We start from the raw sequence: 25,057 nt of genomic DNA, 5'->3' as shown, positions 1-25,057 counted from the left end.
TATAAATTTTATTTTTTTTCTGAATAAGCTGAAATAGTCTTGTATTTGGTCTTTTGGTATACCTTTTCAATAAGGTTAAGAAAGTAAGATTTGAAAACTAAGCCTAAAACTCCACTTAGTGCTAAAGCAATAATGCCAGCATTGAAGTTGATAAGTTTATAGGGGATATAGAAAATAAGCATAGGGCCAAGAAGCTTAGGCAAGCTAATAAGAAGCTGTGTGGGATTAAAGCCTTGCGTATTACTAAAGGCTTTGGCTTTTTGGTTGAGCTCGATTGGCACTCTGTTCAACGCTCCTCCATAAAGGGTGATAAAAGAATTAAGGCCAATATTAAAAGAAGCCCCCGCAGCGATCATAGCAAAAATATCCCAACCAAAATAAATATAAGGCGTGCTCAAGACAAATGAAGCTGCACAGGCAAGCGCCATCAGATACCACTTGGACTCCAAGTATTTTTTATAGGGAATATTTTGGCTCATCATCAATTTATAGTATTCACTGTCCCAAGAAGGGACCAATTGGCCAAAAGAAATGAGGAATCCTCCCGTCACAAAAATAGAGGCAAAAGCCAAAACAATGGGGAGATCTCTATACGTGTCTTGGGTATAAAAAATCAATCCATAAAACAAGAAGAAAAAGGACATGAGTAAGACTTGTTTCGGCCTTGCATTTCTAGTAATCATCTTTATATCGTTTTTCAAAAAGATGGACAACTTTCCAAATTTATTTAAAAATTCTAAGTTGTAGTTACTAAAACTTTGCTTTTTAGCCTGAACTGCGCCATCCACATAAAAATTCTTTTTGAGCATTCTGTAATTAGTCTTAAATAGAAGAATCACCAAGAATACTGGGATAATAAGTGTGTACCCCAAACTATAAAAAGAATAAAACACAACACCCAAATACTGTGTTATATCGAAAATTCCAAAGTATTGCATTCCTGAAATTAAAGCCAGAAAAACAAGAACTCCATAAAAAATAGGATTGTTTTTATTTAGAATAAAGTTTAGAAAATTTATACTGAAGCTTATAGAGATAATGCTCAAGAACCAAAGCACAACCATGAATGGAGAGTAACCTTGAACGATGAGCACAATGGCTAAGGGAATAAAAAAAAGGAGAGGTAGAATATTAAAAAACGAAAAGGAGGTTTTTAATAATAAAAAGCGGATCACTACATTCCTTTGTATGGGTAAAATCAACATGGGTTTGATATTCAGCACTGGTAATTGTTGAAGAAAATACCTCAACACCAAGTCTCCAATAACCCAGTAGATTAAAAAGTTGTTGATGATTTTGAAAGGATCCTCTTCTGGTAACGTTTTTTTTAAAATAAAGAAGATTAGTACACCAGCAAAAATTGCTATGCCGGCAAAATATAAAGCCGCGAGTAACATCAAAATTTTTATAACTAATCCTTTTTCAAAAAAAGAAGATCGTCGAAATTGCTTCCATTCTAAACTTAGGAACTGCTTTATACTCATAAGAAGAAGTTTACACTATAGGTCTTAAAGACTTATAGATTGTTACAGGGGTTGAAATTAAATTCAAAATTTTACTTTATAAGGGAAAAATAAAATTATTTTTATGAAAATTTTATATAATGAAGAAAATCATTACAGTTCTAATAGTGTTGACGATTCAAAGTTTGGCTTTTTCCCAAAATGATTATCCAGATACGGAACAATACACCAAAAGGCTGGAAGCTTTGGATAAAGATTCCAAAGTAAACCTTTCATCGATCACCAAAACTGAGGGAGGACATGATATCTATGTTCTTAAAATAGGAACAGGAAATCTTGACAACAAACCTGCCTTTGCTGTTCTTGGGGGAGTTGAAGGTTATCATCTTCTTAGTGTGGAATTGGCACTTCAATTTGCTGAACGTCTCGTAAAAGATGAGTCTTCGGCCCTAGAAAAAACTACTTTTTATATATTTCCTAACCTATCACCAGAAGCCTATTCGCAATACCATAACCAACTCAAGTACGAGAGAAGAGGTAATACGGCAAGTTTGGATCACGATCGGGATGGAACCTCAAATGAGGACCCTTACGAAGATCTTAATAAAGATGGCGTTATTACTCAAATGCGTGTCGAGAGTCCTTTAGGAAAATACACCTCCCACCCTCATGATTCTAGAGTCATGATACGAGTGGATACAAGTTCTCAATCCACAAAACGTTATCTATTGTATTCAGAAGGAATCGATAATGATAAGGACGGAAAATTCAATGAAGACCTAGAAGAAGGCGTAGCTTTCAATAAAAGTTTGACTTATAACTTTCCTGCTTTTGAGCCGCTTGCAGGCGATTTTGCTGTTTCTCAAAAAGAAAGTAGAGCCCTGCTCGATTATCTTTTTAAACAATGGAATATTTATGCGTTTATAACTTTTGGTCCAGCTAATAATCTGTCATCACCTATTAAGTATAATGCCAAAGAAGCTAAAAACAGACTAGTGTCTTCACCTCTAGAAGGAGATGTTGCTATCAACAAAATGGTTTCAGAACTTTACAACTCAACTATTTCGCAAAAGCCTTATCTGCAAGAAAATAGGGGAACTGATGGTGATTTATTTCAGTGGGCCTATTTCCATTTTGGGAGATTAAGCTTTAGTACGCCTGGATGGTGGGTTCCAGAAGCAAAAAAAGATTCCACAGCAACTTCAGAAACAAAAATTAAAGAAACAAAGGTTTCTAATTTTTTAAAATGGGCAGAACAAGAGAATGTAGATAACGTGTTTGTAAACTGGGAAAAAATTGATCTTCCAGATTTCAAAAATCAAACGGTTGAAGTTGGCGGTGTAAGGCCTTTTGTTATGGATAATCCTACTTTTAATAAGGTGGACAGTATAGCCATTGAACACACTGATTTCATTTTGAAATTAGCAAAGCAACAACCTCAACTAGAATTCCATAACCTTAAGGTTGAAAACCTAAAAGGAGGGCTTAAACGAGTTACTGTAGATTTGCTAAACAATGCAAACCTTCCTACACACTCCGATCTTGGAGAACGATCGAGGTGGATCAAAAAAATCAGGATCGAAATTGACACCCCCAAAGACGATATCCTTGCTGGAAATAAAATTGAATTAGTAAAAAAAATGAAATCATTAGAAAGTATATCCTTGTCTTGGATTGTGAAAGCCAATGGAAAAGTGACTATAAAGGCTGGAGCTCCTCACACTGGCTTTACCGAATTGAACCTAAACTTGTAAGCTATGAAAACGATTGATTACACCTCCGTATTATGTCTCATTATAGCAATGACAGTGGGCTCTGTGAGTAAGGCACAGGAAAAGTTTTTTAGAGCTATTGGCACCCCTCATGAGCCTAAAGTAGAAGTTAGCTGGAACCGTTACAATACCTACGATGGGGTTGTAGATATTATGGAAAAGATCGCTGAGGCTTATCCAAAATTGGCCCGATTAGAAAGCATCGGTAAATCCTATGAAGACAGGTCTATTTATATGTTAACTATTTCTGATTTCAATACTGGAAATCCAGATGAAAAGCCTGCTATGTACATAGATGGAAACATCCATTCTAATGAAATACAGGGAACAGAATTTTCACTATATACCGCTTGGTATCTCACTGAAATGTTTGGTGATTTAGAATTTATAAATCAATTATTAAAAGATAAAACCTTTTATATCGTCCCCACCATCAATCCTGATGCTAGAGACAATTATATGAAAGAACCTAACACCCCTCACTCTCCAAGGTCTGGAATGCTTGTTTTAGACAACGATGGCGATGGTGAGGCTGGAGAGGATGGTTTTGATGATCTCAACGGAGATAATCATATTACCTATATGATTCGGAAATCGCCTACAGGTCGATTTATTAAAGACCCTCAAGATCAAAGAAGATTAATAAGAGTTGCTGCAGAAGAACAAGGAGAGTATGAGATGCTTGGTTTTGAAGGAATAGATAAAGATGGCGATGGTGAGGTTAATGAAGATGGGATAGGTTATTATGACCCTAATAGAGATTGGGGATGGAAATGGCAACCAGATCATGTACAACGCGGCGCTTATAAGTACCCTTTTAGTTTACCAGAAAGTAGAGCTGTTGCAGATTTTGTGATGAAACACCCCAATATTGCAGGAGCTCAGAGTTACCATAATTACGGGGGTATGATTTTGAGAGGTCCAGGAGCTGAAGAAGATGTTGATACTTACAATAAAGAAGATGTAAGAATCTATGATGCGATAGCAAAAAAAGGAGAGGAAATGATTCCAGGCTATCGATATCTGACCGTTTATAAAGATTTATATTCCGTGTTTGGTGGTGAATTGGATTGGTTTTATGGCGGCAGAGGAATTTACACTTACACGAATGAACTCATGGTTTCTTATCTTTATTTCCATAAAAATGAAGGAAGAGCCAACCAAGAAGAAGAGTTAAAAGTAGACAAGTATCTTACCTTTGGAGATGCCTTTATAGATTGGAAAGAATACAGTCACCCTCAATATGGCGCCATAGAAGTAGGTGGTTTTAAAAAGAATTTTAGCAGGGCTCATCCAGGTTTCCTTCTAGAACAAGATGCCCATAGAAATATGGCGTTCACTATTTATCATGCCTATCAAACCCCAAAGCTGAGTATTACAAATGTTGAAGAAAATAATCTAGGTAATGGTCTTAAAGAAGTGACCGCTACTTTATATAATGAAAGATTAATGCCTACGCATAGTGGTCAAGATTTGAAATTCAAAATTGAAAGACCAGACCTGGTTAGTATCACCAATGCTGATGTCGTAGCGGGAATGATTGTAGAAGACGACGATTTTAATAAAGTTAAAGAGCAAGTCCATTCCCCTGAAACTATAAAAGTTCCAAATATTCCAGGAATGGAAACTGTAAAAGTAAGATGGATCATTTCGGGCGGCCGTAACTATAAAATAAATGTAGACTCTGCAAAAGGAGGAAAAGCAAGTTGGAGTAAATAATACTAATCTAAACTTAAGCCACATCCTTAGAAGATTTGGTTTTATTACTTTTAAAATAAAAATTAAGATGAGCATAAGCAAACCCTTTAATTTAACGAAATGGATAAAAGACAATCGAGACTTATTAAAGCCACCCGTTGGTAATAAAAACCTTTACAAAGACTCTGGAGATTATATTGTTATGATCGTTGGTGGACCAAATGCCCGCAAGGATTACCATTATAATAAAACCGAAGAATTGTTTTATCAGTTGGAAGGACATATTGAAGTTCATATTCAAGAAGATGGGGAAAAGAAAACCATGACTTTAGGGCCTGGCGATATGTATTTACATCCCGCTAAAGTTCCACATTCTCCTGTAAGACACAAAGGCTCTATAGGTTTGGTGATAGAGCGCAAAAGAATAAACTTGGATGTAAAGGATGGCTTATTATGGTATTGCGACCAGTGTAACCACAAATTGCACAATGTTTATTTTCCTCTGGAAGATATTGAAAAGGATTTTCTGAGACACTTCAAAGATTTTTATTCCAATCCCTCGCTAAGAACCTGCAATAATTGTGGAGAAGTAATGCCTGTAGATGAGCGATTTACAGTCTAGACTATAAAGCTAAATTAAATTTACTAAATTTGCGACAAATCTTAAAAATATCAAAATAGTTATGAGTCATATTTCAAAAGAATTTGGCATCGATGAAGCTTTAAAGCAACTCGACATCCAAAAGGAAAATAAAGGAACCTCTATAGGAAAAGATTTTTTCGCCAGTGGAGAAATGATAGAATCGTTCTCTCCTGTCGACGGAGCTTCCATTGGAAAAGTGCAAGCTACTTCGCAACAAGATTATGAAAAGGTGGCAAGTAACGCTCACAAAAGTTTTAAAGAATGGAGGACTTGGCCAGCACCAGCAAGAGGTGAGGTCGTTCGCCAATTAAATGACGAATTTAGAAGATTGAAAGCTCCATTAGGCAAACTGGTATCTTACGAAATGGGTAAATCCTATCAAGAAGGTCTAGGAGAAGTTCAAGAAATGATCGACATCTGTGACTTTGCTGTTGGACTTTCTAGACAATTACATGGCTTTACTATGCATAGTGAACGCCCTGGACATAGAATGTATGAACAGTGGCATCCTCTTGGAGTTGTTGGTATTATTTCTGCCTTCAACTTTCCTGTAGCTGTTTGGTCTTGGAACACAGCTTTGGCTTGGGTTTGCGGAGATGCCTGTATTTGGAAAGGGTCAGAAAAAACACCTTTAACTTCTGTAGCTTGCCAAAAAATAGCAGCAAGAGTATTTGAAGCTAATGGAGTCCCAGAGGGTATTTCTTCACTTATTACAGGAGATCATAAAGTCGGGGAATATATGACCCAAGACAAACGCACCTCACTAGTTTCTGCCACAGGATCCATTAAAATGGGTAAAATTGTTGCACAAGAGGTCGCTAAGCGCTTAGGGAAGTCTTTACTAGAGCTTGGAGGAAATAATGCTATTATTGTTACTCCAGATGCGGATATTAAGAATACTGTGATCGGTGCTGTTTTTGGAGCTGTAGGAACTTGCGGACAAAGATGTACCTCAACTCGACGTATCATTATTCACGAATCGATTTATGATAAAGTAAAAAATGCCATTGTTGATGCTTATAAGCAAATCCGAATTGGTAATCCTTTGGATGAAAATAATCACGTTGGACCCTTAATAGACAAGGATGCCGTCAAAAATTATCTTCATGCCTTAGAAGAAGTCAAAAGAGAAGGAGGAAAAATACTGGTAGAAGGTGGAGTTTTGGAAGGTGAAGGTTACGAAAGTGGTTGTTATGTAAAACCCGCTATTGCGGAAGCTGAAAATCATTTTGATATTGTTCAACATGAAACTTTTGCTCCTGTGCTTTACATCATGAAATACTCTGGAGAAGTTGATAATGCATTAGAACTTCAGAACGGAGTTGTGCAAGGATTATCTTCTGCAATTATGACGAATAGTCTCCGAGAAGCTGAAATGTTCTTATCCGTTGAAGGCTCTGATTGTGGTATCGCAAATGTAAATATTGGCACCTCTGGAGCAGAAATTGGAGGCGCTTTTGGAGGAGAGAAAGAAACAGGGGGCGGAAGAGAATCTGGCTCTGATGCTTGGAAAGTATATATGAGAAGGCAAACCAATACCATCAACTACACAAAAGACCTGCCTTTAGCTCAAGGTATAAAATTTGATCTGTAAACTAAGGTATTCTATTTCAGGCTTTTCATCATGATGAAAGGCCTGAAATTTTTATAAAAAATATATATTTTTACTTTTAGTAGTCTTTCAAAATTGTCCTTCATAAATTGTTAATTAAATGTTGTGAAGGATTTTTTGTTGGCAACTAAAAAACAACTTAATTTGCATAATTATACTTGCTATTTTGATTCAATTATTTCACAATAAAAAAGAAATTTATATTTATGGGTGATGTAAAAGCTGCCATCACTGCCGTAGGCGGATATGTTCCAGACTATGTTCTTACCAATAAGATATTGGAGAGTATAATTGAAACAAACGATGACTGGATTACTTCCAGAACTGGCATTAAGGAAAGGCGAATATTGAAACCGCCGCATCAAGGGTCCTCTTTTTTAGGCATAAAGGCTTGTGAAGATTTGTTAAGTAAGGCAACAACTCGACCTGAAGAAATAGATCTCGTTATTTTTGCAACGGCTACACCAGATATGCAAATAGCCTCTTCAGCTGCGTTTTTGGCGACTGAAATTGGCGCCGTTAATGCATTTTCCTTCGACTTGCAATCGGCTTGTTCAGGTTTTCTGTATGGTATGTCAGTAGCTTCTTCCTATATTGAATCAAAAAAATATAAACACATTCTTCTAGTAGGCGCAGATAAGATGTCTTCCATCATAGATTATACAGACAGGAGTACGAGTATCATCTTCGGAGATGGTGGTGGTGCTGTTTTGTTTTCTGCCAATGAAGAAGGTTTAGGTCTTCAAGATGAGATATTAAAAACTGATGGTGATGGTCGTCCATTTTTAAAAATAGACGCTGGAGGCTCTCTACTCCCTTCATCTGAAGATACCGTTAAAAATAAACAACATTTTGTGTTTCAAGATGGTAAAACTGTGTTTAAGTTTGCAGTATCGAAAATGGCCGATGTAAGTAAAGAAATTATGTTGAAGAATAATCTTAGTGCAGAAGATGTAGATTGGCTAGTACCACATCAAGCTAATAAAAGGATTATTGATGCTATATACAAACGAATGGATTTAGATTCTCAAAAAGTACTGATGAATATACAACGTTACGGAAATACTACTTCCGCAACATTACCATTATTATTAAGCGATTACGAAAAACAACTTAAAAAGGGAGATAATATTATATTTGCTGCATTTGGTGGAGGCTTTTCATGGGGCTCTATCTACCTGAAGTGGGCATATAATTCGTAACCCTAAAAAACTTAGAACTATGGATTTAAAGGAAATTCAAAACTTAATTAAATTTGTTGCAAAGTCTGGAGCAAGTGAAGTCAAACTCGAAATGGACGATATTAAAATCACCATCAAAACCGGAAGCGAGGATGATGGAAAAACTTATGTCCAACAGATGCCGATGGGTATGCCTCAGCAACAAATGCAACCGCAAGCACCTGCTTACAACCCACAGTCTCCTGCGCCCTCTACTGAAGAAGCAGCACCTGCAAAAGCCAATGATGATGATAAATACATAACCATCAAATCACCAATCATAGGAACGTTTTACAGAAAGCCTTCTGTCGACAAAAAAGTATTTGTAGAAGTAGGCAGTGAAATAAAAGAAGGAGATGTTCTATGTACAATAGAAGCTATGAAACTTTTCAATGAAATTGAAAGCGAAGTGTCTGGTAAGATTGTAAAAGTGCTTGTTGATGACTCTTCTCCTGTAGAGTTCGATCAGCCTCTTTTCTTAGTAGATCCATCGTAAATATTTTACGCTTTGGATTTTATCTTTAACTAAAACAAACGTTCATGTTCAAAAAGATTCTCATAGCCAATCGTGGAGAGATCGCTTTACGTATCATCCGTACTTGTAAAGAAATGGGTATTAAGACGGTGGCAGTTTATTCCACTGCAGACAAAGAAAGTCTTCATGTAAGATTTGCAGATGAGGCTGTGTGTATAGGGCCGCCACAAAGTAGCGAGTCTTATCTAAAAATCCCAAACATCATTTCTGCAGCAGAAATCACAAATGCAGATGCTATCCATCCAGGTTATGGATTTCTGTCTGAGAATGCTGCCTTTTCAAGAATTTGCGAAGAACACGATATAAAGTTTATCGGTGCTACGCCAGATATGATCGATAAAATGGGAGATAAAGCTAGCGCTAAATCTACCATGAAAGCTGCTGGTGTCCCCTGTGTTCCTGGATCTGAAGGCATTCTTAAAGATTTTGAAGACTGCAAAAAGACTGCAAAAAAAATTGGCTATCCAGTTATGCTAAAAGCTACAGCTGGTGGCGGAGGTAAAGGTATGCGTGCTGTAAAGACTGAAGATAAGCTTGAAGGTGCTTGGGAGTCTGCAAGGCAAGAAGCAAAAGCAGGATTCGGAAATGACGATATGTATATGGAAAAGCTTATCGAAGAGCCACGCCATATCGAAATACAAATAGTAGGTGACCAAACAGGAAGAGCTTGCCATTTGTCTGAACGTGATTGCTCTATACAGAGAAGGCATCAAAAATTAACGGAAGAAGTCCCTTCTCCATTTATGACAGATGAGCTCCGTGAAAAAATGGGTACTGCTGCTGTAAAAGCTGCTGAATATATCAAGTATGAAGGTGCTGGAACTATAGAGTTCCTAGTGGATAAGCATAGAAATTTCTATTTTATGGAAATGAATACGCGTATTCAAGTAGAGCACCCTATTACAGATGAAGTGGTAGATCATGACCTAGTAAGAGAGCAAATTCTAGTCGCTTCTGGAGTTCCTATTTCAGGTAAAAATTATTACCCCAAATTACATTCTATAGAGTGTAGAATAAATGCGGAAGATCCCTTTAATGATTTCAGACCTTCCCCTGGGAAAATTGAAACTCTTCATTTACCTGGAGGTCACGGTATAAGAGTAGATACTCATGTATATAGCGGATATGTTATACCACCAAACTACGATTCTATGATTGCTAAACTCATAGCAACTGCTCAAACCAGACCAGAAGCTATTAGTAAAATGAGGCGTGCATTAAGTGAATTTGTGGTAGAAGGTGTGAAAACGACTATCCCTTTTCATGCTCAATTAATGAATCATCCAGATTATATTGAAGGGAATTATACCACAAAATTTATGGAAGATTTTGTCCTTGAGGATCTTGTCGATGAAGATGAAGACTAATTTAAACCAAAAAAGGCTGCTTTTCTAAAAGCAGCCTTTTTTTTTATATCCAACTTTTTGGACTCTGTAAAACTTTAAGTAAAATTTCCTCTTCAGAACCAGATGCTGGGTGGTGATTGTATTGCCACTGGACATGTGGTGGAAGACTCATCAAAATGCTTTCGATTCTACCATTTGTTTTAAGACCAAACAAAGTGCCTTTATCGTGCACAAGATTAAACTCTACATAACGGCCTCTTCTTATCTCTTGCCAATTTCTTTGCTCTTTTGTGTAATCTAGTGTTTTTCTAGCTTCGACTATTGGGACATATGCCTCCAAAAAGCGATCACCACAAGCTGTGATAAAATTATAAATCTCCTCTAGGCTTCGCTTTGACGTTGGTTTTAAATAATCAAAAAACAAGCCTCCTACACCTCGAGCTTCATTTCTATGAGCATTCCAAAAATACCGATCACAATTGTCTTTATAATCCGGATAAAGATCTGCACCAAAAGGATCGCAGGCCAATTTTGAAACTCTATGAAAATGTATGACATCCTCTTCAAAAAGATAGTAAGGTGTTAAATCTTGCCCTCCTCCAAACCACTGATCCACAACTTTTCCGTGCTTATTATACATCTCAAAATATCTGAAGTTGGCATGAACTGTAGGGACCATTGGGTTTTTTGGATGAAGAACTATACTAATTCCACAGGCAAAAAAATCACAATCCTGAACATTAAAGTAATTTTGCATAGCTTCTGGTAAGTCTCCGTGAACTGCAGAAATATTCACCCCTCCTTTTTCAAAAACAGAGCCATTTTCAATCACACGTGTCCGCCCTCCTCCTCCTTCTTTCCGTTCCCAGATATCTTCAAAAAAAGTTGCAGTGCCGTCCACAGACTCAAGCTTGGAAGTGATTGTATCCTGAAGGTTTTGTATATAATTATAGAATTTATCTTTCATTTTATATCTTTAAAGTAATTGCAAAATAAAGATTTTAAAACCTAAATCACTGATGTTTGTTAAGAATAGGAAAACTAAAATCCGCAGTGGCAATTTAAGACAACGACCTTTACATTTATCGTGAACTATTTTCATGTAAAATTTAATACCAAACCTACACATGGAAGTCAACAGGGTATCGATCCAACTTATGTATCTGTTATGATTCCAATTTATCAAACGTTTACCTGTAGTCAAAGGATACCTTGAAGCCAAGAGAGTTTCGAATATTCTAGAAGTGAGAATTCAATCTATTCTGTCTTAGAAAAATATATCTCCTCTAATGAAAACGCTAAGCAAAGGTTGGTCTTTTGCTCAAAGACTTTCAGCTATAGCAGCTATTATAAAAACTTTAAAAACCTAGTGATGATATCATTTCTACCAATGACTTATCTAGTAGAACTTGTAGATTGTTCAATATTAATATGAAAATTTAGGCAAAACATATCACTTAATAGAGATACAAAGGATGGAAACTATTGACTATTATAAAACAAACAATACTAAATTGATTTGGGCAGAAATCCCTACAAACCCTATAATGAATGTTACAGATATTAAAGCCTTCGCTAAAAAACATAATGTACTTTTGCAACCGCCTACTTACAGAGCCCTTAGATTTTGGTGTAGATATCGTCATACATAGTTTTGCTAAATAACTAATACCAAATTAAATTTTTAATGACGTAGCACAGGTTTTTTGATTGATTGAGGTTAAAATAATTAGCATAGCATTAGTTACGGAAATTATTTTTGATAAAACTCAAGGCAAAAAGAAACGATTTATTGCGACATTATAAGTTTAATTTGGCATTAAACTATAGTGAGCACTGAAAGAAACCAGGCCAACCATAATGACAACTTCATGATAGACTTGAGTATGAAATTTGGAGGTTCCTGAGATTGGAAATAATGAAAAGACAGTGATAGGATAAAGTTTGATATTGATTTATAAAGGTCTATTACAAACAGTTATAGAAAAACAAAACCAAGATGATAAAAAAGTTTAAAACAAGAGATGTAAGCTCTTAGAAATCAAACAAATATTAATCGATTTTTATGTTATCTCTAAAATCGAAATTATATCTTTGCGAAACCATTAAAAAATCATCTTTATAATAAGAATAACAAAATGAATAAAGAACTCAAAGAATTTTTAAATACTGTATCTCAAAGGAATTCAAACCAGCCTGAATTTTTACAAGCAGTCCACGAAGTTGCAGAAACTATTATTCCTTTTATGGAAAATAATCCTAAATATAAAAACCATAAGCTTCTAGAGCGAATGGTCGAGCCGGAACGGGTAATTATGTTTAGAGTAACTTGGATAGATGACCAAGGAGACATTCAAGTTAATAGAGGCTTTAGAGTCCAAATGAACTCTGCAATAGGACCTTATAAAGGAGGGCTTAGATTTCACCCTTCTGTAAATTTAAGTATTTTAAAGTTTCTAGCTTTTGAACAAGTCTTTAAAAACAGCCTTACTACTCTACCTATGGGAGGCGGTAAAGGTGGATCTGATTTTGACCCTAAAGGAAAATCAGACAATGAAGTTATGCGTTTCTGCCAAAGCTTTATGACAGAATTATACAGACATATCGGTAACAATACAGATGTGCCTGCAGGAGATATGGGTGTTGGAGGCAGAGAAATTGGCTATCTTTTTGGCCAGTACAAACGCATTCAAAATGAATTTACTGGCATTTTAACTGGTAAAGGCCCCTCTTTTGGAGGATCTCTTATACGTCCAGAAGCCACTGGCTATGGTGTTGTTTACTTTACCCAAGAAATGCTAAATCGTAAAAATGATGATTTAAAAGGTAAAAAAATAGCTATTTCTGGTTCAGGTAATGTAGCTCAGTATGCTTTTCAAAAGGCCATTCAATTAGGTGCTATTGTTGTGACATTATCAGACTCAACTGGCTATGTTTATAGTGAAAATGGTTTCCACTCCAAGGAATTTGATTACCTCCAAGATCTCAAGAATGAGAGACGTGGTCGCATTGATGAAATGGCTGATGAGTTTGATCATGTTCAATTTTTTGAAGGTAAAAAACCATGGGATGTCGCTGCTGAAATTGATGTCGCCTTACCATGTGCAACCCAAAATGAATTGAATGAAGACGATGCTTTCAAGCTTGTTAACAAAAAAATAAAAGCAGTTACTGAAGGGGCGAATATGCCATGTACGCCCGAAGCTGTAGAGCATTTCCATAAGGAAGGTGTCATTTTTGCTCCAGGTAAAGCATCCAACGCTGGAGGTGTTTCCGTTTCTGGTTTGGAAATGTCTCAAAATTCAATGCGTTACAATTGGAGTGCGGAAGAAGTAGATGCTAAGCTCAAGCAAATCATGAGTGATATTCATGAGGCTTGCGTAAAATATGGCGAAAGCGACGGTGCTCAAATTAACTATGTAAAAGGTGCAAATATCGCTGGTTTTGTAAAAGTAGCTGATGCTATGATTGCACAAGGAGCTGTATAATCTAAAATTTTTTATACTATTAAGCCAGTTCGAGATAACTTCAACTGGCTTTTTTATTCAGAACTGATTTTTTTACAATAAATTCACCTTTTTATAAGTTTTAAAGCCCCAGACTTTATACCAATGAAGAATTTTGTTTTAATCTTTCTTATTTTTCCCTCTATTGTTTTAAGCCAAGACTTTTCCGATCGGTGGAAAGGTTACTTCTCTTATTACAATATTACAGATTTAGATGAAAGCGATAACAAGGTTTATGCTGCTGCAGAGAACGCCTATTTCATTTACGACATTCCTACTCAAAGCATCCAAACAGTGACCTCAATAGAAGGCTTATCGGGTAATAAAATCTCTAAAATTTACCATTCAAAAAACTATGGCTTAACCTGTATTGGTTACGAGGATGGTCTTATTCAAATTGTGATGGATAACAACCAAAACATATTTTCGGTGGTTGATATTAGAGATAAAATTTCAATATCGCCAAACAATAAACGCATCAACCATTTTTTTGAATTTGAAGGCAAGTTATATATTTCTACCGATTTTGGGATTGCTGAATACAGTCTTCAAAATCTAGAATTTGAAGACTCTTTTTTTATAGGAGAGAATGGAAGCCAAATTCAAATCAATCAGATTACCATTTTAGAGGAGAAAATCTACGCAGCCACAAGTCTAGAGGGCATTAAATCTGCGGATATTACAAATCCCAATTTGATAGATTTTGAGGCTTGGAAAACTGAATATACAGGGAATTGGAAAGGTATTTTAAATTTTTCTAATACTATTTTTGGACTGAGAAATAACAACACAATTTCTACATTAGAAAATGGAAATACTTCTGTTTTTGGGGATGCAGGTTCAAACGTTATTGGCTTCAACGTAAGTGGAGGCCAACTTGTTATCACCGCTGCTAATCAAGTATTAGCTTTTAATTCTGAACTTAATATAGAAGCTTTTATAGACCAACTTCAAAATACAGAGTTTTCCATAAACACATCGGTATCTAGTAATGGACACTATTTTTTGGGACATAGTAGTCTAGGTCTTCTAAATCTTCAGAACTCCACTACAGCTACATTTTCAGAATTGAGTCCAGCTGGACCTTTATTAAATAGAATTTTCAGTCTGGAATCAACGTCTAATGATCTTTGGATCACATTTGGGGAATTTGATCAGTTTTTAAACCCTTTCCCTTTAAATTCTAGAGGCCTTAGCCACCTTAAAGATGGGGAATGGATAAATATTGATGTGGAGGATTTAAATAATGCAAGAGAGCTTTCTAATGTCTCAATTGACCCGTCAAATCCCAATCGTGTTTTTGTAAGCAGTTACTTCGATGGGCTTTTAGAGATTGAAAATAATGAACTCGTCCAACAATATGATTCTTCCAACAGTATTATTGAAGGAGTTCCTAGCAACCTCAACGACAATAGGATAGGCGCTAGTGTATTTGACACCCAAGGTAATTTGTACTTCACCAATTCAATTGCAGAAAACCAACTGAAACGCTTAAATGCTAATGGGGAATTTGTAAATATCGACATGTCGAACGGTTACTTAAATCCAACAGAGACCTCATCTTCAAAAATGGTCATCGATAACAATAACAATATTTTTATAGGAACCCTTGGAGATGGAGTAGTCGCTTACAGCGCAAGTACAGGAACCTCGGCTTTAATTTCTAGTAATATACAAGGTGTGGAATTTCCTGACACCTTCAATGCCAATCCTAATATTACAGCTTTAGAAATAGACGAAAATTCTCGTTTATGGATTGGTACTCAAGCAGGTCTAAGGGTGATGTCGAATCCGACTGCTATTTTTAACGAAAGTCAAAATGTAAGCGTCTCCCCAATTATCATAGAAGATGTAGATGGTCTACCACAAGAGTTACTTTTTGAGCAGTTTATTACAGATATTACTACAGATGGCGCTAACAACAAATGGATTTCTACGGCAGATTCAGGAGTCTTTCAAGTTTCTGCAAACGGTCAAGACATTTTAAATATTTTTAATGTTGAAAATTCTCCGCTTCCTACCAATAGCATTAGAACGGTAGAGATTAATCAAGCTACAGGTGAAGTTTTCTTTGGTACTCCGAGTGGGTTATTATCTTATTCTAGCCGAGTTACCTCAGGAAATGAAACTCTAGAAAACTTAAGAGCATATCCTAATCCTGTAAGACCAAACTACACTGGACTTGTCACTATAGACGGACTCACTAATGGAGCTAATGTTAAAATTACAGATGTTAGTGGTAATCTAGTGTTTGAAGAGTTTGTTGATGGTGGATCTCTTCAATGGGATACTAGAGCTTTTGGAAAGCATAAAGTCGCATCGGGCGTATACTTTATTGTAGTGACAGGTGAAGATCAAATTAAAACGAAGGTTGGGAAAATAATGATTATACGATAGCCTAAAAATGCAACTTAAAACAAAAGCCATTGTCATTTCAAATGTAAAATTTGGGGAGGCAGATTTAATTGTAAAATGTTTTACGCTTGAAAAAGGAGTAGTTTCCTTTATGCTGAAAGGGATTCGGAAATCGAAAAAAGGAAGGATGAGAGTCTCTTTGTTTCAGCCATTGACTCTCTTAGAAATTGAAGCTACCTATAAAGAAAACAAAAATTTACAATATTTAAAAGAAGTAAAAGTAGATTATCCTTTACAAACTTTACATACTGATATCTTCAAATCTACCGTTGTGATGTTTCTGGCTGAAGTTTTAAAAAGCAGTATCCAAGAAGAGGAAAAAAATGAAAGCCTATTCCAGTTTCTAAAGGAGAGTCTTATCTATCTAGATCAAGTAGATTCAATTAAAAATTTCCACCTACATTTTATAGTGAAACTAACTAGTTTTTTAGGATTTTCTCCAGATCAAAGCAGTGAAGCCTTTCCCTATTTTGATATGTTAAATGGTGTTTTTCAGCTTAAAGAATATAATATGTACTCTTTCAATAATACAAATTCAGTTTTATTAAAAGAATTGATGAAACTCGAAAACTATGGAGAAGCTGAAAATTTAAAACTAAACCAAGAGAGAAGAAAGAGTTTTCTAGACTTTATGATGCTCTATTATGAATTACAGTTGCAAGGGTTTAGAAAGCCTAAATCTCTGGAAATTTTACAACAACTCTTTTAAAACTATAAGCCTCTTTCTTTCTGAATTTGTTCGTAAGCTTCTTGAACCTTATTGAATTTTTCTTGAGCACCCTTTTGATAGGCTTGGTCCATGTGTTGTAACTTATCTGGATGGTATTTCTTAGCCATAGTTCTATAAGCTTTCTTAAGCTCAGAATCTGAAGCAGATTTTTCAATTTCCAATATTTTATAAGCATTGTCCGCAGATTTGAAGAACATGGCTTTTATGCTTTCAAAATCTGAATTAGCTACCCGAAGATTTTGAGAGATAGAAAGCAGTACTTGTAGTTCGGACTCAGAGACATGTCCATCTGCATTGGAGATATTAAAAAGAAAGTGAAGAATTTGAAGCCTAACCTCATAACGAACTCTTGGTCTAAGGTATTCACAAATTCTAGGGACGGAAATCTCCCTGTCTTTAATGACATCATTAAAAGTTCTGAAGGTTGCATTGGCTCTTTCCTTTCCATAAGATTGAACAAAATACAACCTTACATAATCCATTTCCTTTTGAGTAACTTTACCATCTGCTCTTATGACTAAAGAGGCCAAAGAGAGCAAATTAAGTTCAAAATCTCCAGAGGAGACTTCTCCCTTTTGATCTTGAAATACTTTTCCAAAGGCCCCTCCTCTGCCTGTTGAAGAGCTAGAAAAAATTCTATCTAAAATAGAACCGATGATGAAGCCCAAGATAGCACCTCCAAAACGCATGTAAAAAAAGCCAAGAATGGCACCTATCCACTTCAAACTATAGAATTTAGAATACAAATATAAAATCATCATTGAATTTATCTCTAAAAAGTTAGTGTTTTTAAGATAGATTAAACGGTCACTAATAGAATTGAAATCATTATGTTAAGACCAAGAGAGATAGAAGACTTTTTTATACATTTGTGTTTATAATGAATATAAATTAAAAAATTAATCATATGTATCCACCAGAATTAGTGAAACCAATGGAGCAGGAACTTATCTCTGTAGGTTTTAATGAATTAAGAAGCAAAGCTGATGTTGATATAGCTATAGCCAAAGAAGGAACAACCTTGGTTGTGGTCAATTCAGTTTGCGGATGTGCAGCGGCAAATGCTAGACCTGGAGCTATAAAATCTTTAAAAAATTCTAAATTCCCAGATCATCTTGTTACTGTTTTCGCTGGAGTAGATAAAGAAGCTACAGATGAAGCAAGATCTAAAATGGTACCGTTCCCTCCAAGTTCACCATCTATGGCACTTTTCAAAAACGGAGAGCTCGTTCACATGCTAGAAAGACATCATATCGAAGGTAGACCTGCAGAATTGATTGCAGATAACCTTATGGATGCTTATAACAAGCATTGTTAAGAACAATCAAATTTTTAAAAAGCCATTTTCATTGAAAATGGCTTTTTTTATAGCTGAATTTTAAATCTAGTTTAGCCAGATATTTATAGGTAAATCGTAATTTTAAACTCTATTCATTACAGCATTCAATTGATGAAAAAAGTCTTCTCATATAGTCTTTCAGTTATATTCTATTTATTTTTCGGTTTAACACTTTTAGTTTTTCACGCTTACCAATGGATTGCGTTTAATGCCTTTGGTTATCAAGCCCACAAAAAAAGTGTAGATATTTTAAACTTTTTCCTTTTGCGTTGTTTAAATATTGTGGGTACGCGCTTTCAGTATACTAATAGCTTTACTTTTGAAACAGACCGTCCACATATTATTGTTTGTAATCACCAAAGCATGTTTGATCTTCCTCCACTTATTTGGTACATGAGGAAACTACATCCCAAGTTCATCAGTAAAAAAGAATTGGCTAAAGGTGTTCCCTCTATTTCTTATAATTTAAGACATGGAGGTTCTGTCCTAATAGATAGAAAAAATGCTACGCAAGCTTTAGGAGAAATCAAAAAACTAGGAATATATATATCAGAAACCAAGCGATCCGCTGTCATATTTCCTGAAGGTACCCGAAGCAAAACAGGGCAAATCAAAAAGTTTGCAAGCAAAGGTCTTATCGCTTTATTAGAGACTTGTCCAGAAGCTGTAGTCGTTCCTGTTTGTGTAAACAACTCATGGAAACTTCAGCATCACGGTATGTTCCCTTTAGGTGTTGGTGTCTTTTTAAAACTTGAAGTCCTAAAACCTCATGAGGCCAAGAATTTTAAAATTCCAGAGTTAATTGAACTTTTAGAAGAACAAATATCCGGTCAAGTCCAAAAAAATTAGATCTCAATTTATGTCAGAAGTACTCGTTATTTCCAATACCAAAAACTTTGTCCAAGACAGTCTTAAAGAGGCTGAAGGTGGTCATGATTGGTTTCATATTTTACGAGTTTATACCAATGCCAAACACATTTTAAAATCTGAAACTACGAACTCATTTATTGTAGAAGTCGCCAGCTTACTCCATGACATTGCAGATTCAAAATTTCATGGAGGAAATGAAGAAATAGGACCCCAAAAGGCTCGGGCTTTCTTAGAGACTCAACCTATAGAGCAAAAAGATCTAGAGCATGTTATTAAGATTATAGAAAATGTCTCTTATAAAGGAGGACATTCGCATAGTGACTTCCATTCTAAGGAACTTGAAATTGTCCAGGATGCAGATCGATTGGATGCTCTTGGAGCAATAGGCATTGCAAGAACTTTTAATTTTGGTGGATTCAAAAACAATCCCATTTACGATCCCAGCGTTCCTGCTCATCCCCAGCAAAGCAAGGAAGACTATAAGAAGTCTAATTCACCAACCATCAATCATTTTTATGAGAAATTATTATTGCTTAAAGACAAGATGAATACCAATTCCGCAAAATCAATTGCTGAAAAGCGGCATAATTATATGGTTAGCTATCTAGATCAGTTTTATAAAGAATGGCATGGTGAACTCTAAAGTTATCTAAGCGATAACACCTCATTTTCTGCAAGGACAAAAACATCTTCATTTTCTTCTGGCTCAATCAAAAAATGACCTGTAAAAGCCCCGAAAGCTGGTAAAATCAATTGGTATTCTTTTTTATAAAAACAAGATAATTTTAGCTGTTGCTTTCCTTCACCTCTTAATCTGTAACCAGGATGTATATGTCCACATATATTCCAAAACCCTAGCTTTTCCTCTGGATGATGAGACAGAAATAAGGTGTCTATGTTTAAAGACAAAGCAACCTTAATACCTAAATCTTCAAAATAGTATAAAGGGATAATATCGTGGTTACCCACTATCAATGTCATCTTTACGCTTTGCTCCTTTACCCAAGCAGTAAATCTATCCCAATCTCTGTTCTGAGTAGAATGGAATAAATCTCCTAAAAAAATGACGCCTTTCGGTTGAAATTCCTCAATCACCCGATCTAATTTTTTAAAATTTTCTAAGCTGACTTCATTTGGTAGGGCACTTCCATTTTTGCGAAAATGGTCGATCTTTCCAAAATGAACATCTGCAATAAGAAGGACTTTCTTGGAAGGCCAATACAAGCTTCCACTGGAATGCATAATAAACTGAGAATTGCCGTAAGTAAGCTTCACTGTGTCGTATTTATAATTATAATGAATAGTTCTTTAGGTTTTACCTAGTCGGTCTGATAAAAGTTTCTGTAAATCAGCTTTAATCATCACATAAATTCAATCCCAAAAACTGACTTGATATTTTTTTATAGAAAAAGGGTCGGTTATAATATGTTCCAAGTGATAATTGAAAGTTTCCATGCGTTTACTATGGATATAGTCTAGATAACTATTTAAAATTGACTCCTGTTCCTTTTCAGCTTTCTGGATGAGAAGGCCTTTTAAACTTAATAATTTTTTGAATCTATTCACAGAAATTTCGATGCTTTTAATTAGTCAAGCAATTTACAAACATTTACTTTTGGAGCATAATTTTAGTTTATAAACTCATGAATGTTTTAATCCTTGGTAGCGGTGGCCGCGAACACACCTTAGCTTATAAAATAGCACAAAGTCCTTCTTGTAAAAGTTTATATGTTGCTCCTGGTAATGCTGGAACCGCACAATGTTCTATAAATCTCGAATTGGATATTCTCAATTTTCAGGAGATAGCTCTAGCCGTGAAAAAGCACCAAATCGATATGTTGATTGTTGGCCCTGAAGCTCCCTTAGTTGAAGGGATTAAAGATTATTTTGACGATAGAAGTGAGTTTTCCAATTTGAAAATTGTTGGCCCTTCTAAATATGGAGCTTTACTTGAGGGAAGTAAAAAACGCGCAAAGGAGTTTATGAAAGCCCATAATGTACCCACGGCGGCCTACCAAAGTTTTGATAAAGACAGTTTGGAAGCTGGTAAAGTATTTTTAACAACCATGCAACCTCCTTATGTGCTAAAAGCAGATGGACTTGCTGGAGGAAAAGGAGTCCTTATATTAAATAGCCTTAAAGAGGCTCAAGATGAACTTGAAAACATGTTGACCAACAATAAGTTTGGTAAAGCTTCGGAAAAGGTAGTCATAGAAGAATTTTTAAAAGGAATAGAACTGAGTGTTTTTGTATTAACAGATGGTAAACATTACCTCACACTTCCCAATGCTAAAGATTATAAACGCATAGGAGAAGGAGACACTGGACTAAACACGGGTGGTATGGGTGCCATTTCTCCTGTCCCATTTGCTGATGAAGCTTTTATGAAAAAAGTGGATGAAGAAGTCGTGAAACCTAGTATAGATGGCTTATATAAGGAAAATATAAACTATATAGGCTTCTTATTTATAGGATTAATGAAAGTTGGAGATAAACCCTTTGTTGTAGAATACAATGTAAGATTAGGTGATCCAGAGACCGAAGTTGTCATCCCAAGAATTAAAAACGACTTACTTGACCTACTTTCAAAAACCTGCGAAGGGTCTATTTCTGAAATAGAGTTAGAAATAGATCCTAAATATGCTTCAACAGTGATGTTGGTGTCCGGAGGGTACCCAGAGTCCTATGAGAAAGGGAAAGTTATAACTGGTCTAGAAAATATTAAAAATACAGACGATCTATTTATTTGTCATGCTGGTACCAAAAACAAAAACGACCAAGTTATAACTAACGGTGGTCGTGTATTGGCAGTTACTGCTTTTGATGATAATTTTCATGACGCTTTACAAACAGCCTATAAAAATGTAGAAAACATCAACTTCGATAAAAAATATTTTAGAAGAGATCTGGGACAAGACTTAGTCTAATTCCGCATCCTTTCCTAAAAATGAATGAGCCTTAACGCTTTTGTCTTCTTTATGATTATCATCAGCATTTTTTAGTTGCTTCATCCAATAAAGAAAAGCAACAAAAACGATGAATATGAAGAAAAAGTTCAATCCATTAGCGGCCCACCAAGAATCTTCCTGTAATTCTCTAAGAGCGTCGTAAGGTAAAAACAACACATCTTGAAATAAACTTGCAATACTTTCAAAAAAATCCTTCATGTCTGTGGTATATTATATTTACTTTACAAAAGTAACAAATTAGACTATGCTAACAAGGTTTTTTAGTCATTCAAAACCCATTGCTTTTACTATCATTAGCATCTTGTTTACTGTGGCTTTTTTTATTGAAAATTTTCTATCGAAATCTGTAGAAGTGAGCACGAGCTTCATCGTTAATAAAATAGGCTTATTAGCCGTTTTTTTGTTCATCATTTTCCTGCTCAATTTTATGGTAAAACGCAATAAGATTCATAAATCAAACACCTATGCAGTGTCGATCTTTGTCTTTTTAAGCATTGCCTTCCCTGAATTGTTGAGATCTTCTGAGTTTATTTTAAGCTATTTATTTTTACTCCTCTCGATGAGAAAAATTTTAAGTTTAAAAACAAATAAAGATGTAAAGCAGAAGATTTTTGACTCTGGATTTTTATTGATGATTTCAATTCTCTTTGACCCTTTTCATCTCTTATTTTTAATTTTCATCTATTTAGGAGTCATCATGTATGCTTCACAAAATTATAGACACTTCATCATACCTTTGTTCGGTATTATTGTAGCTTTTGTTATGTATACCTCTTTTATTTTAATAATAGAAAATAGCTTCTTAAACTACTCCATTTATCTACCTCGTTTTAGTAGTATAGAAAACCCTTTCACCAATTTTAAATACAGTTTTTTATTAAGCTTGTCTCTGTTGTTCTTGTTATGGATTATTATTCAATTTCCGAAGATTTACAATCGTTCAAAACTCCATGTAAGGGAAAGTATAAGCCTCGTATTAGTTTTCTTGGTTGTATCTCTTGCAGTACTTATACTTAACGAGACTTCAATTTCTGTGGATATTATTTATCTTATTTTTCCTTTATCTATTTTAATAGGGAATTACTTCCAACTAAACTCTACCAAAAAGTGGATCAAAGAAGTTTTTTACGCTCTTATGCTTGGCGGTATAGTTTTTTCTTCCATAATTTAATGGAGTCTAAAACGTTTAAGTAAGCTTGTTTTAAAAACACTTGGTATATTAGCCTGAATTAATAAAAATTCATCTTATGTTTTCAGAAAAAGCAAATAGAATATTCAATCAGGTTATTGAAACTTATCACGTTAAAGATGAAGTCCATCAAGAATTCGCTAACCCATTCGACAGAAAAGACTCTCTTATAGAACACTTGCTATATAGAAAATGCTGGATAGACACAGTCCAATGGCATTATGAAGATTTAATAAGAGACCCTAATATTTCTCCTGAAAAGGCTTTAATTCTTAAAAGAAAAATTGATGCTTCCAACCAAGATAGAACAGACACCGTAGAATATGTGGACAGTTATTTTTTGGATTTATTTGATGATCTAGTACCTAAACCCGATGCCAAAATCAATACTGAAAGTCCAGCCTGGGGAATTGACAGGCTTTCTATTTTAGCCTTAAAGATTTACCATATGAATGAAGAGGCTAACAGAACTGATGCTTCTGTGAAACATCAAATGGCATGTAAAGCGAAACTTGATGTTTTATTGGAGCAGAGAAAAAATCTGTCGCTTTCTATAGATCAACTTTTGGAGGACATAAAAGTAGGCGATAAGTATATGAAGGTCTACAAGCAAATGAAGATGTACAATGACGATGAAATGAATCCTGTCTTGAGAAGTAAGCGCTAACATGAAACACCCAAGACACATCCTAGTTATACGCTTATCTGCTATGGGAGATGTAGCTATGACTGTACCAGTCTTAAAACAGCTCCTAGAAACGTATCCAAAATTAAAAATCACTGTTCTTACAAAACCATTTTTCGCCTCTATTTTCGAGCATTTAGATAGGGTGCAAGTAGTAAAAGCAGAAGTAAAAACTAAACATAAAGGAATTTCTGGACTTTGGGTATTGGCGAAAAGCCTTCATCGTTTAGAATTTGATTCTATTGCAGATTTGCACAATGTTTTAAGGTCTCGCATTTTATGTGGGTTTTTAAAAGTTAAGGGGCATGACTATTACAGGATATACAAAGGTCGAGCAGAGAAAAAAGCTTTAACACGCGCAAATAATAAAATTTTCAGACCTCTGAAATCTACACACAGGCGTTATGCAGAGGTATTCAAGAACCTGAATTTGCCTTTAGATAAAACTTTTCAAATAAAGAAGCAAAGACTCGTTCTCTCTAAAGCTATGTCTTCCTCTAAGGAACTAGACACCTCTCAGAAATGGATTGGTATAGCGCCGTTTGCAGCACATTCTCCAAAACAATACCCTTTAAAGCTTATGAAGCAGGTCATTACAAAATTGAATGAAAAAGGGGTGCAAGTTTTATTATTTGGTGGTGGGTCAAAAGAAAGAAAACGCTTGGAGTCTCTTGCTAAAGATTTTAAGAAATGTTATTCTATCGCAGGGAAGTTTAGTTTTCCTGAAGAATTACAGCTCATTTCAAATTTAGAAGTTATGCTGTCTATGGATAGTGGAAATGGACATTTGGCAGCTATGTTTGGAGTAGATGTTATCACTTTGTGGGGGGCAACTCATCCTTATACAGGGTTTGCCCCCTATGGACAAACCGAAGATCAACAATTATTACCCGATTTAAAAAAATATCCTTTGTTACCAACTTCAGTTTATGGGAATAAAAAAGTAAACGCTTATAAGAAGGTTATGCACGACATCACTCCTAATGAGGTCTTTCAAACATTAAAACCTTATTTAGACTAGGCTATTAAAACCAAAAAGCTGCTTACAGATGTAAGCAGCTTTTT

General features: G+C 35.3%; 24 protein-coding genes. 18 read left to right on the top strand and 6 right to left on the bottom strand.

Annotated elements, in window-relative coordinates; genetic code table 11:
- Positions 1 to 8 precede the first annotated feature (8 nt).
- On the bottom strand, positions 9 to 1,484 hold the full coding sequence (locus P700755_RS09080) for a DUF5687 family protein (protein ID WP_015024373.1): 1,476 nt from the start codon (positions 1,482 to 1,484) through the stop codon (positions 9 to 11).
- Positions 1,485 to 1,603: 119 nt separating this feature from the next.
- Between P700755_RS09080 and P700755_RS09075 the strand changes: the two genes are divergently transcribed.
- The 7 genes from P700755_RS09075 (at position 1,604) to accC (ending at position 10,310) form a co-directional block, all read left to right on the top strand.
- Positions 1,604 to 3,217 carry a M14 family metallopeptidase gene (locus P700755_RS09075; RefSeq protein ID WP_015024372.1) on the top strand — a complete coding sequence of 538 codons (1,614 nt, stop codon included), beginning with the start codon at positions 1,604 to 1,606 and terminating at the stop codon, positions 3,215 to 3,217.
- Positions 3,218 to 3,220: 3 nt separating this feature from the next.
- A complete protein-coding gene (locus P700755_RS09070; RefSeq protein WP_015024371.1) occupies positions 3,221 to 4,954 on the top strand; it encodes a M14 family metallopeptidase in 1,734 nt (577 codons plus the stop codon).
- Between the two features lie 67 nt (positions 4,955 to 5,021).
- A complete protein-coding gene (locus P700755_RS09065; protein ID WP_015024370.1) occupies positions 5,022 to 5,555 on the top strand; it encodes a 3-hydroxyanthranilate 3,4-dioxygenase in 534 nt (177 codons plus the stop codon).
- A 61-nt stretch (positions 5,556 to 5,616) separates the two neighbouring features.
- The gene (amaB, locus tag P700755_RS09060) at positions 5,617 to 7,170 is read left to right on the top strand and encodes an L-piperidine-6-carboxylate dehydrogenase (RefSeq protein WP_015024369.1); all 1,554 of its coding nucleotides are present in this window, start codon (positions 5,617 to 5,619) and stop codon (positions 7,168 to 7,170) included.
- A 224-nt stretch (positions 7,171 to 7,394) separates the two neighbouring features.
- A complete protein-coding gene (locus tag P700755_RS09055; RefSeq protein WP_015024368.1) occupies positions 7,395 to 8,390 on the top strand; it encodes a beta-ketoacyl-ACP synthase III in 996 nt (331 codons plus the stop codon).
- A gap of 19 nt (positions 8,391 to 8,409) precedes the next feature.
- Positions 8,410 to 8,904 carry an acetyl-CoA carboxylase biotin carboxyl carrier protein gene (accB, locus tag P700755_RS09050; protein ID WP_015024367.1) on the top strand — a complete coding sequence of 165 codons (495 nt, stop codon included), beginning with the start codon at positions 8,410 to 8,412 and terminating at the stop codon, positions 8,902 to 8,904.
- 44 nt (positions 8,905 to 8,948) lie between these two features.
- On the top strand, positions 8,949 to 10,310 hold the full coding sequence (gene accC / locus P700755_RS09045; RefSeq protein ID WP_015024366.1) for an acetyl-CoA carboxylase biotin carboxylase subunit: 1,362 nt from the start codon (positions 8,949 to 8,951) through the stop codon (positions 10,308 to 10,310).
- Between the two features lie 43 nt (positions 10,311 to 10,353).
- Here accC and hemF read toward each other — a convergent pair whose 3' ends face one another.
- Positions 10,354 to 11,256 (bottom strand): oxygen-dependent coproporphyrinogen oxidase, encoded by a 903-nt coding sequence (hemF, locus tag P700755_RS09040; protein WP_015024365.1) that lies wholly within the window; start codon positions 11,254 to 11,256, stop codon positions 10,354 to 10,356.
- Positions 11,257 to 11,764: 508 nt separating this feature from the next.
- On the opposite strand from hemF, the gene P700755_RS21300 reads away from it, so the two are divergent.
- From P700755_RS21300 to recO, 4 genes are all read left to right on the top strand, one after another.
- On the top strand, positions 11,765 to 11,941 hold the full coding sequence (locus tag P700755_RS21300) for a PLP-dependent transferase (protein ID WP_157609273.1): 177 nt from the start codon (positions 11,765 to 11,767) through the stop codon (positions 11,939 to 11,941).
- A gap of 486 nt (positions 11,942 to 12,427) precedes the next feature.
- Positions 12,428 to 13,777 carry an NADP-specific glutamate dehydrogenase gene (gene gdhA / locus P700755_RS09030; RefSeq protein WP_015024364.1) on the top strand — a complete coding sequence of 450 codons (1,350 nt, stop codon included), beginning with the start codon at positions 12,428 to 12,430 and terminating at the stop codon, positions 13,775 to 13,777.
- Between the two features lie 123 nt (positions 13,778 to 13,900).
- Positions 13,901 to 16,192 (top strand): type IX secretion system anionic LPS delivery protein PorZ, encoded by a 2,292-nt coding sequence (gene porZ, locus P700755_RS09025; protein ID WP_015024363.1) that lies wholly within the window; start codon positions 13,901 to 13,903, stop codon positions 16,190 to 16,192.
- A 7-nt stretch (positions 16,193 to 16,199) separates the two neighbouring features.
- On the top strand, positions 16,200 to 16,919 hold the full coding sequence (gene recO / locus P700755_RS09020; protein ID WP_015024362.1) for a DNA repair protein RecO: 720 nt from the start codon (positions 16,200 to 16,202) through the stop codon (positions 16,917 to 16,919).
- Positions 16,920 to 16,921: 2 nt separating this feature from the next.
- Here the strand turns inward: recO and P700755_RS09015 are convergent, their stop codons facing one another.
- The gene (locus P700755_RS09015; RefSeq protein WP_015024361.1) at positions 16,922 to 17,698 is read right to left on the bottom strand and encodes a TerB family tellurite resistance protein; all 777 of its coding nucleotides are present in this window, start codon (positions 17,696 to 17,698) and stop codon (positions 16,922 to 16,924) included.
- Positions 17,699 to 17,847: 149 nt separating this feature from the next.
- On the opposite strand from P700755_RS09015, the gene P700755_RS09010 reads away from it, so the two are divergent.
- The 3 genes from P700755_RS09010 to P700755_RS09000 all read left to right on the top strand — a co-directional run bounded on the left by P700755_RS09010 (position 17,848) and on the right by P700755_RS09000 (position 19,792).
- The gene (locus tag P700755_RS09010; RefSeq protein WP_015024360.1) at positions 17,848 to 18,258 is read left to right on the top strand and encodes a BrxA/BrxB family bacilliredoxin; all 411 of its coding nucleotides are present in this window, start codon (positions 17,848 to 17,850) and stop codon (positions 18,256 to 18,258) included.
- 132 nt (positions 18,259 to 18,390) lie between these two features.
- Positions 18,391 to 19,128, top strand: a complete 738-nt coding sequence (locus P700755_RS09005; RefSeq protein ID WP_015024359.1) for a lysophospholipid acyltransferase family protein — start codon at positions 18,391 to 18,393, stop codon at positions 19,126 to 19,128.
- Between the two features lie 10 nt (positions 19,129 to 19,138).
- Complete coding sequence (locus tag P700755_RS09000; RefSeq protein WP_015024358.1) at positions 19,139 to 19,792, top strand: HD domain-containing protein; 654 nt, start codon at positions 19,139 to 19,141, stop codon at positions 19,790 to 19,792.
- A gap of 2 nt (positions 19,793 to 19,794) precedes the next feature.
- Here the strand turns inward: P700755_RS09000 and pdeM are convergent, their stop codons facing one another.
- Positions 19,795 to 20,424, bottom strand: a complete 630-nt coding sequence (pdeM, locus tag P700755_RS08995) for a ligase-associated DNA damage response endonuclease PdeM (protein WP_015024357.1) — start codon at positions 20,422 to 20,424, stop codon at positions 19,795 to 19,797.
- A 96-nt stretch (positions 20,425 to 20,520) separates the two neighbouring features.
- Positions 20,521 to 20,715, bottom strand: a complete 195-nt coding sequence (locus P700755_RS08990; protein WP_015024356.1) for a hypothetical protein — start codon at positions 20,713 to 20,715, stop codon at positions 20,521 to 20,523.
- A 77-nt stretch (positions 20,716 to 20,792) separates the two neighbouring features.
- Here P700755_RS08990 and purD point away from each other — a divergent pair, with 77 nt between their 5' ends.
- Positions 20,793 to 22,076 (top strand): phosphoribosylamine--glycine ligase, encoded by a 1,284-nt coding sequence (purD, locus tag P700755_RS08985; RefSeq protein WP_015024355.1) that lies wholly within the window; start codon positions 20,793 to 20,795, stop codon positions 22,074 to 22,076.
- Here purD and P700755_RS08980 read toward each other — a convergent pair.
- Positions 22,068 to 22,316, bottom strand: coding sequence for a DUF6341 family protein (locus P700755_RS08980; RefSeq protein WP_015024354.1), 249 nt, complete (start codon positions 22,314 to 22,316; stop codon positions 22,068 to 22,070). The two genes, purD and P700755_RS08980, sit on opposite strands and share 9 nt — an antisense overlap.
- A gap of 46 nt (positions 22,317 to 22,362) precedes the next feature.
- Between P700755_RS08980 and P700755_RS08975 the strand changes: the two genes are divergently transcribed.
- The 3 genes from P700755_RS08975 to P700755_RS08965 all read left to right on the top strand — a co-directional run bounded on the left by P700755_RS08975 (position 22,363) and on the right by P700755_RS08965 (position 25,013).
- Entirely contained in the window at positions 22,363 to 23,289 is a 927-nt protein-coding gene (locus P700755_RS08975) for a DUF6427 family protein (RefSeq protein ID WP_015024353.1), read from the top strand.
- Positions 23,290 to 23,365: 76 nt separating this feature from the next.
- A complete protein-coding gene (locus tag P700755_RS08970; RefSeq protein ID WP_015024352.1) occupies positions 23,366 to 23,974 on the top strand; it encodes a DUF4254 domain-containing protein in 609 nt (202 codons plus the stop codon).
- 1 nt (position 23,975) lies between these two features.
- Positions 23,976 to 25,013: a glycosyltransferase family 9 protein gene (locus P700755_RS08965; protein ID WP_015024351.1), complete on the top strand. Its 1,038-nt coding sequence runs from the start codon at positions 23,976 to 23,978 to the stop codon at positions 25,011 to 25,013.
- Positions 25,014 to 25,057: the final 44 nt, after the last annotated feature.

Source organism: Psychroflexus torquis ATCC 700755 (assembly GCF_000153485.2).
Taxonomy (GTDB): Bacteria; Bacteroidota; Bacteroidia; order Flavobacteriales; family Flavobacteriaceae; genus Psychroflexus; species Psychroflexus torquis.
The sequence above is the reverse complement of the archived record's forward strand: the minus strand, read 5'-3'. Positions and strand labels throughout refer to the sequence as shown.

Excerpts from the sequence above, each read along its gene's own strand:
- purD (WP_015024355.1), top strand. The coding sequence starts at position 20,793 with ATGAATGTTTTAATCCTTGGTAGCGGTGGCCGCGAACACACCTTAGCT.
- P700755_RS09065 (WP_015024370.1), top strand. The coding sequence starts at position 5,022 with ATGAGCATAAGCAAACCCTTTAATTTAACGAAATGGATAAAAGACAAT.
- recO (WP_015024362.1), top strand. The coding sequence starts at position 16,200 with ATGCAACTTAAAACAAAAGCCATTGTCATTTCAAATGTAAAATTTGGG.
- P700755_RS09075 (WP_015024372.1), top strand. The coding sequence starts at position 1,604 with ATGAAGAAAATCATTACAGTTCTAATAGTGTTGACGATTCAAAGTTTG.
- P700755_RS08965 (WP_015024351.1), top strand. The coding sequence starts at position 23,976 with ATGAAACACCCAAGACACATCCTAGTTATACGCTTATCTGCTATGGGA.
- amaB (WP_015024369.1), top strand. The coding sequence starts at position 5,617 with ATGAGTCATATTTCAAAAGAATTTGGCATCGATGAAGCTTTAAAGCAA.
- accC (WP_015024366.1), top strand. The coding sequence starts at position 8,949 with ATGTTCAAAAAGATTCTCATAGCCAATCGTGGAGAGATCGCTTTACGT.
- hemF (WP_015024365.1), bottom strand. The coding sequence starts at position 11,256 with ATGAAAGATAAATTCTATAATTATATACAAAACCTTCAGGATACAATC.
- P700755_RS09015 (WP_015024361.1), bottom strand. The coding sequence starts at position 17,698 with ATGATTTTATATTTGTATTCTAAATTCTATAGTTTGAAGTGGATAGGT.
- P700755_RS09010 (WP_015024360.1), top strand. The coding sequence starts at position 17,848 with ATGTATCCACCAGAATTAGTGAAACCAATGGAGCAGGAACTTATCTCT.
- P700755_RS09070 (WP_015024371.1), top strand. The coding sequence starts at position 3,221 with ATGAAAACGATTGATTACACCTCCGTATTATGTCTCATTATAGCAATG.
- accB (WP_015024367.1), top strand. The coding sequence starts at position 8,410 with ATGGATTTAAAGGAAATTCAAAACTTAATTAAATTTGTTGCAAAGTCT.
- P700755_RS09005 (WP_015024359.1), top strand. The coding sequence starts at position 18,391 with ATGAAAAAAGTCTTCTCATATAGTCTTTCAGTTATATTCTATTTATTT.
- P700755_RS09055 (WP_015024368.1), top strand. The coding sequence starts at position 7,395 with ATGGGTGATGTAAAAGCTGCCATCACTGCCGTAGGCGGATATGTTCCA.
- P700755_RS09080 (WP_015024373.1), bottom strand. The coding sequence starts at position 1,484 with ATGAGTATAAAGCAGTTCCTAAGTTTAGAATGGAAGCAATTTCGACGA.
- P700755_RS08970 (WP_015024352.1), top strand. The coding sequence starts at position 23,366 with ATGTTTTCAGAAAAAGCAAATAGAATATTCAATCAGGTTATTGAAACT.
- P700755_RS08975 (WP_015024353.1), top strand. The coding sequence starts at position 22,363 with ATGCTAACAAGGTTTTTTAGTCATTCAAAACCCATTGCTTTTACTATC.
- P700755_RS08980 (WP_015024354.1), bottom strand. The coding sequence starts at position 22,316 with ATGAAGGATTTTTTTGAAAGTATTGCAAGTTTATTTCAAGATGTGTTG.
- gdhA (WP_015024364.1), top strand. The coding sequence starts at position 12,428 with ATGAATAAAGAACTCAAAGAATTTTTAAATACTGTATCTCAAAGGAAT.
- P700755_RS09000 (WP_015024358.1), top strand. The coding sequence starts at position 19,139 with ATGTCAGAAGTACTCGTTATTTCCAATACCAAAAACTTTGTCCAAGAC.
- P700755_RS21300 (WP_157609273.1), top strand. The coding sequence starts at position 11,765 with ATGGAAACTATTGACTATTATAAAACAAACAATACTAAATTGATTTGG.
- porZ (WP_015024363.1), top strand. The coding sequence starts at position 13,901 with ATGAAGAATTTTGTTTTAATCTTTCTTATTTTTCCCTCTATTGTTTTA.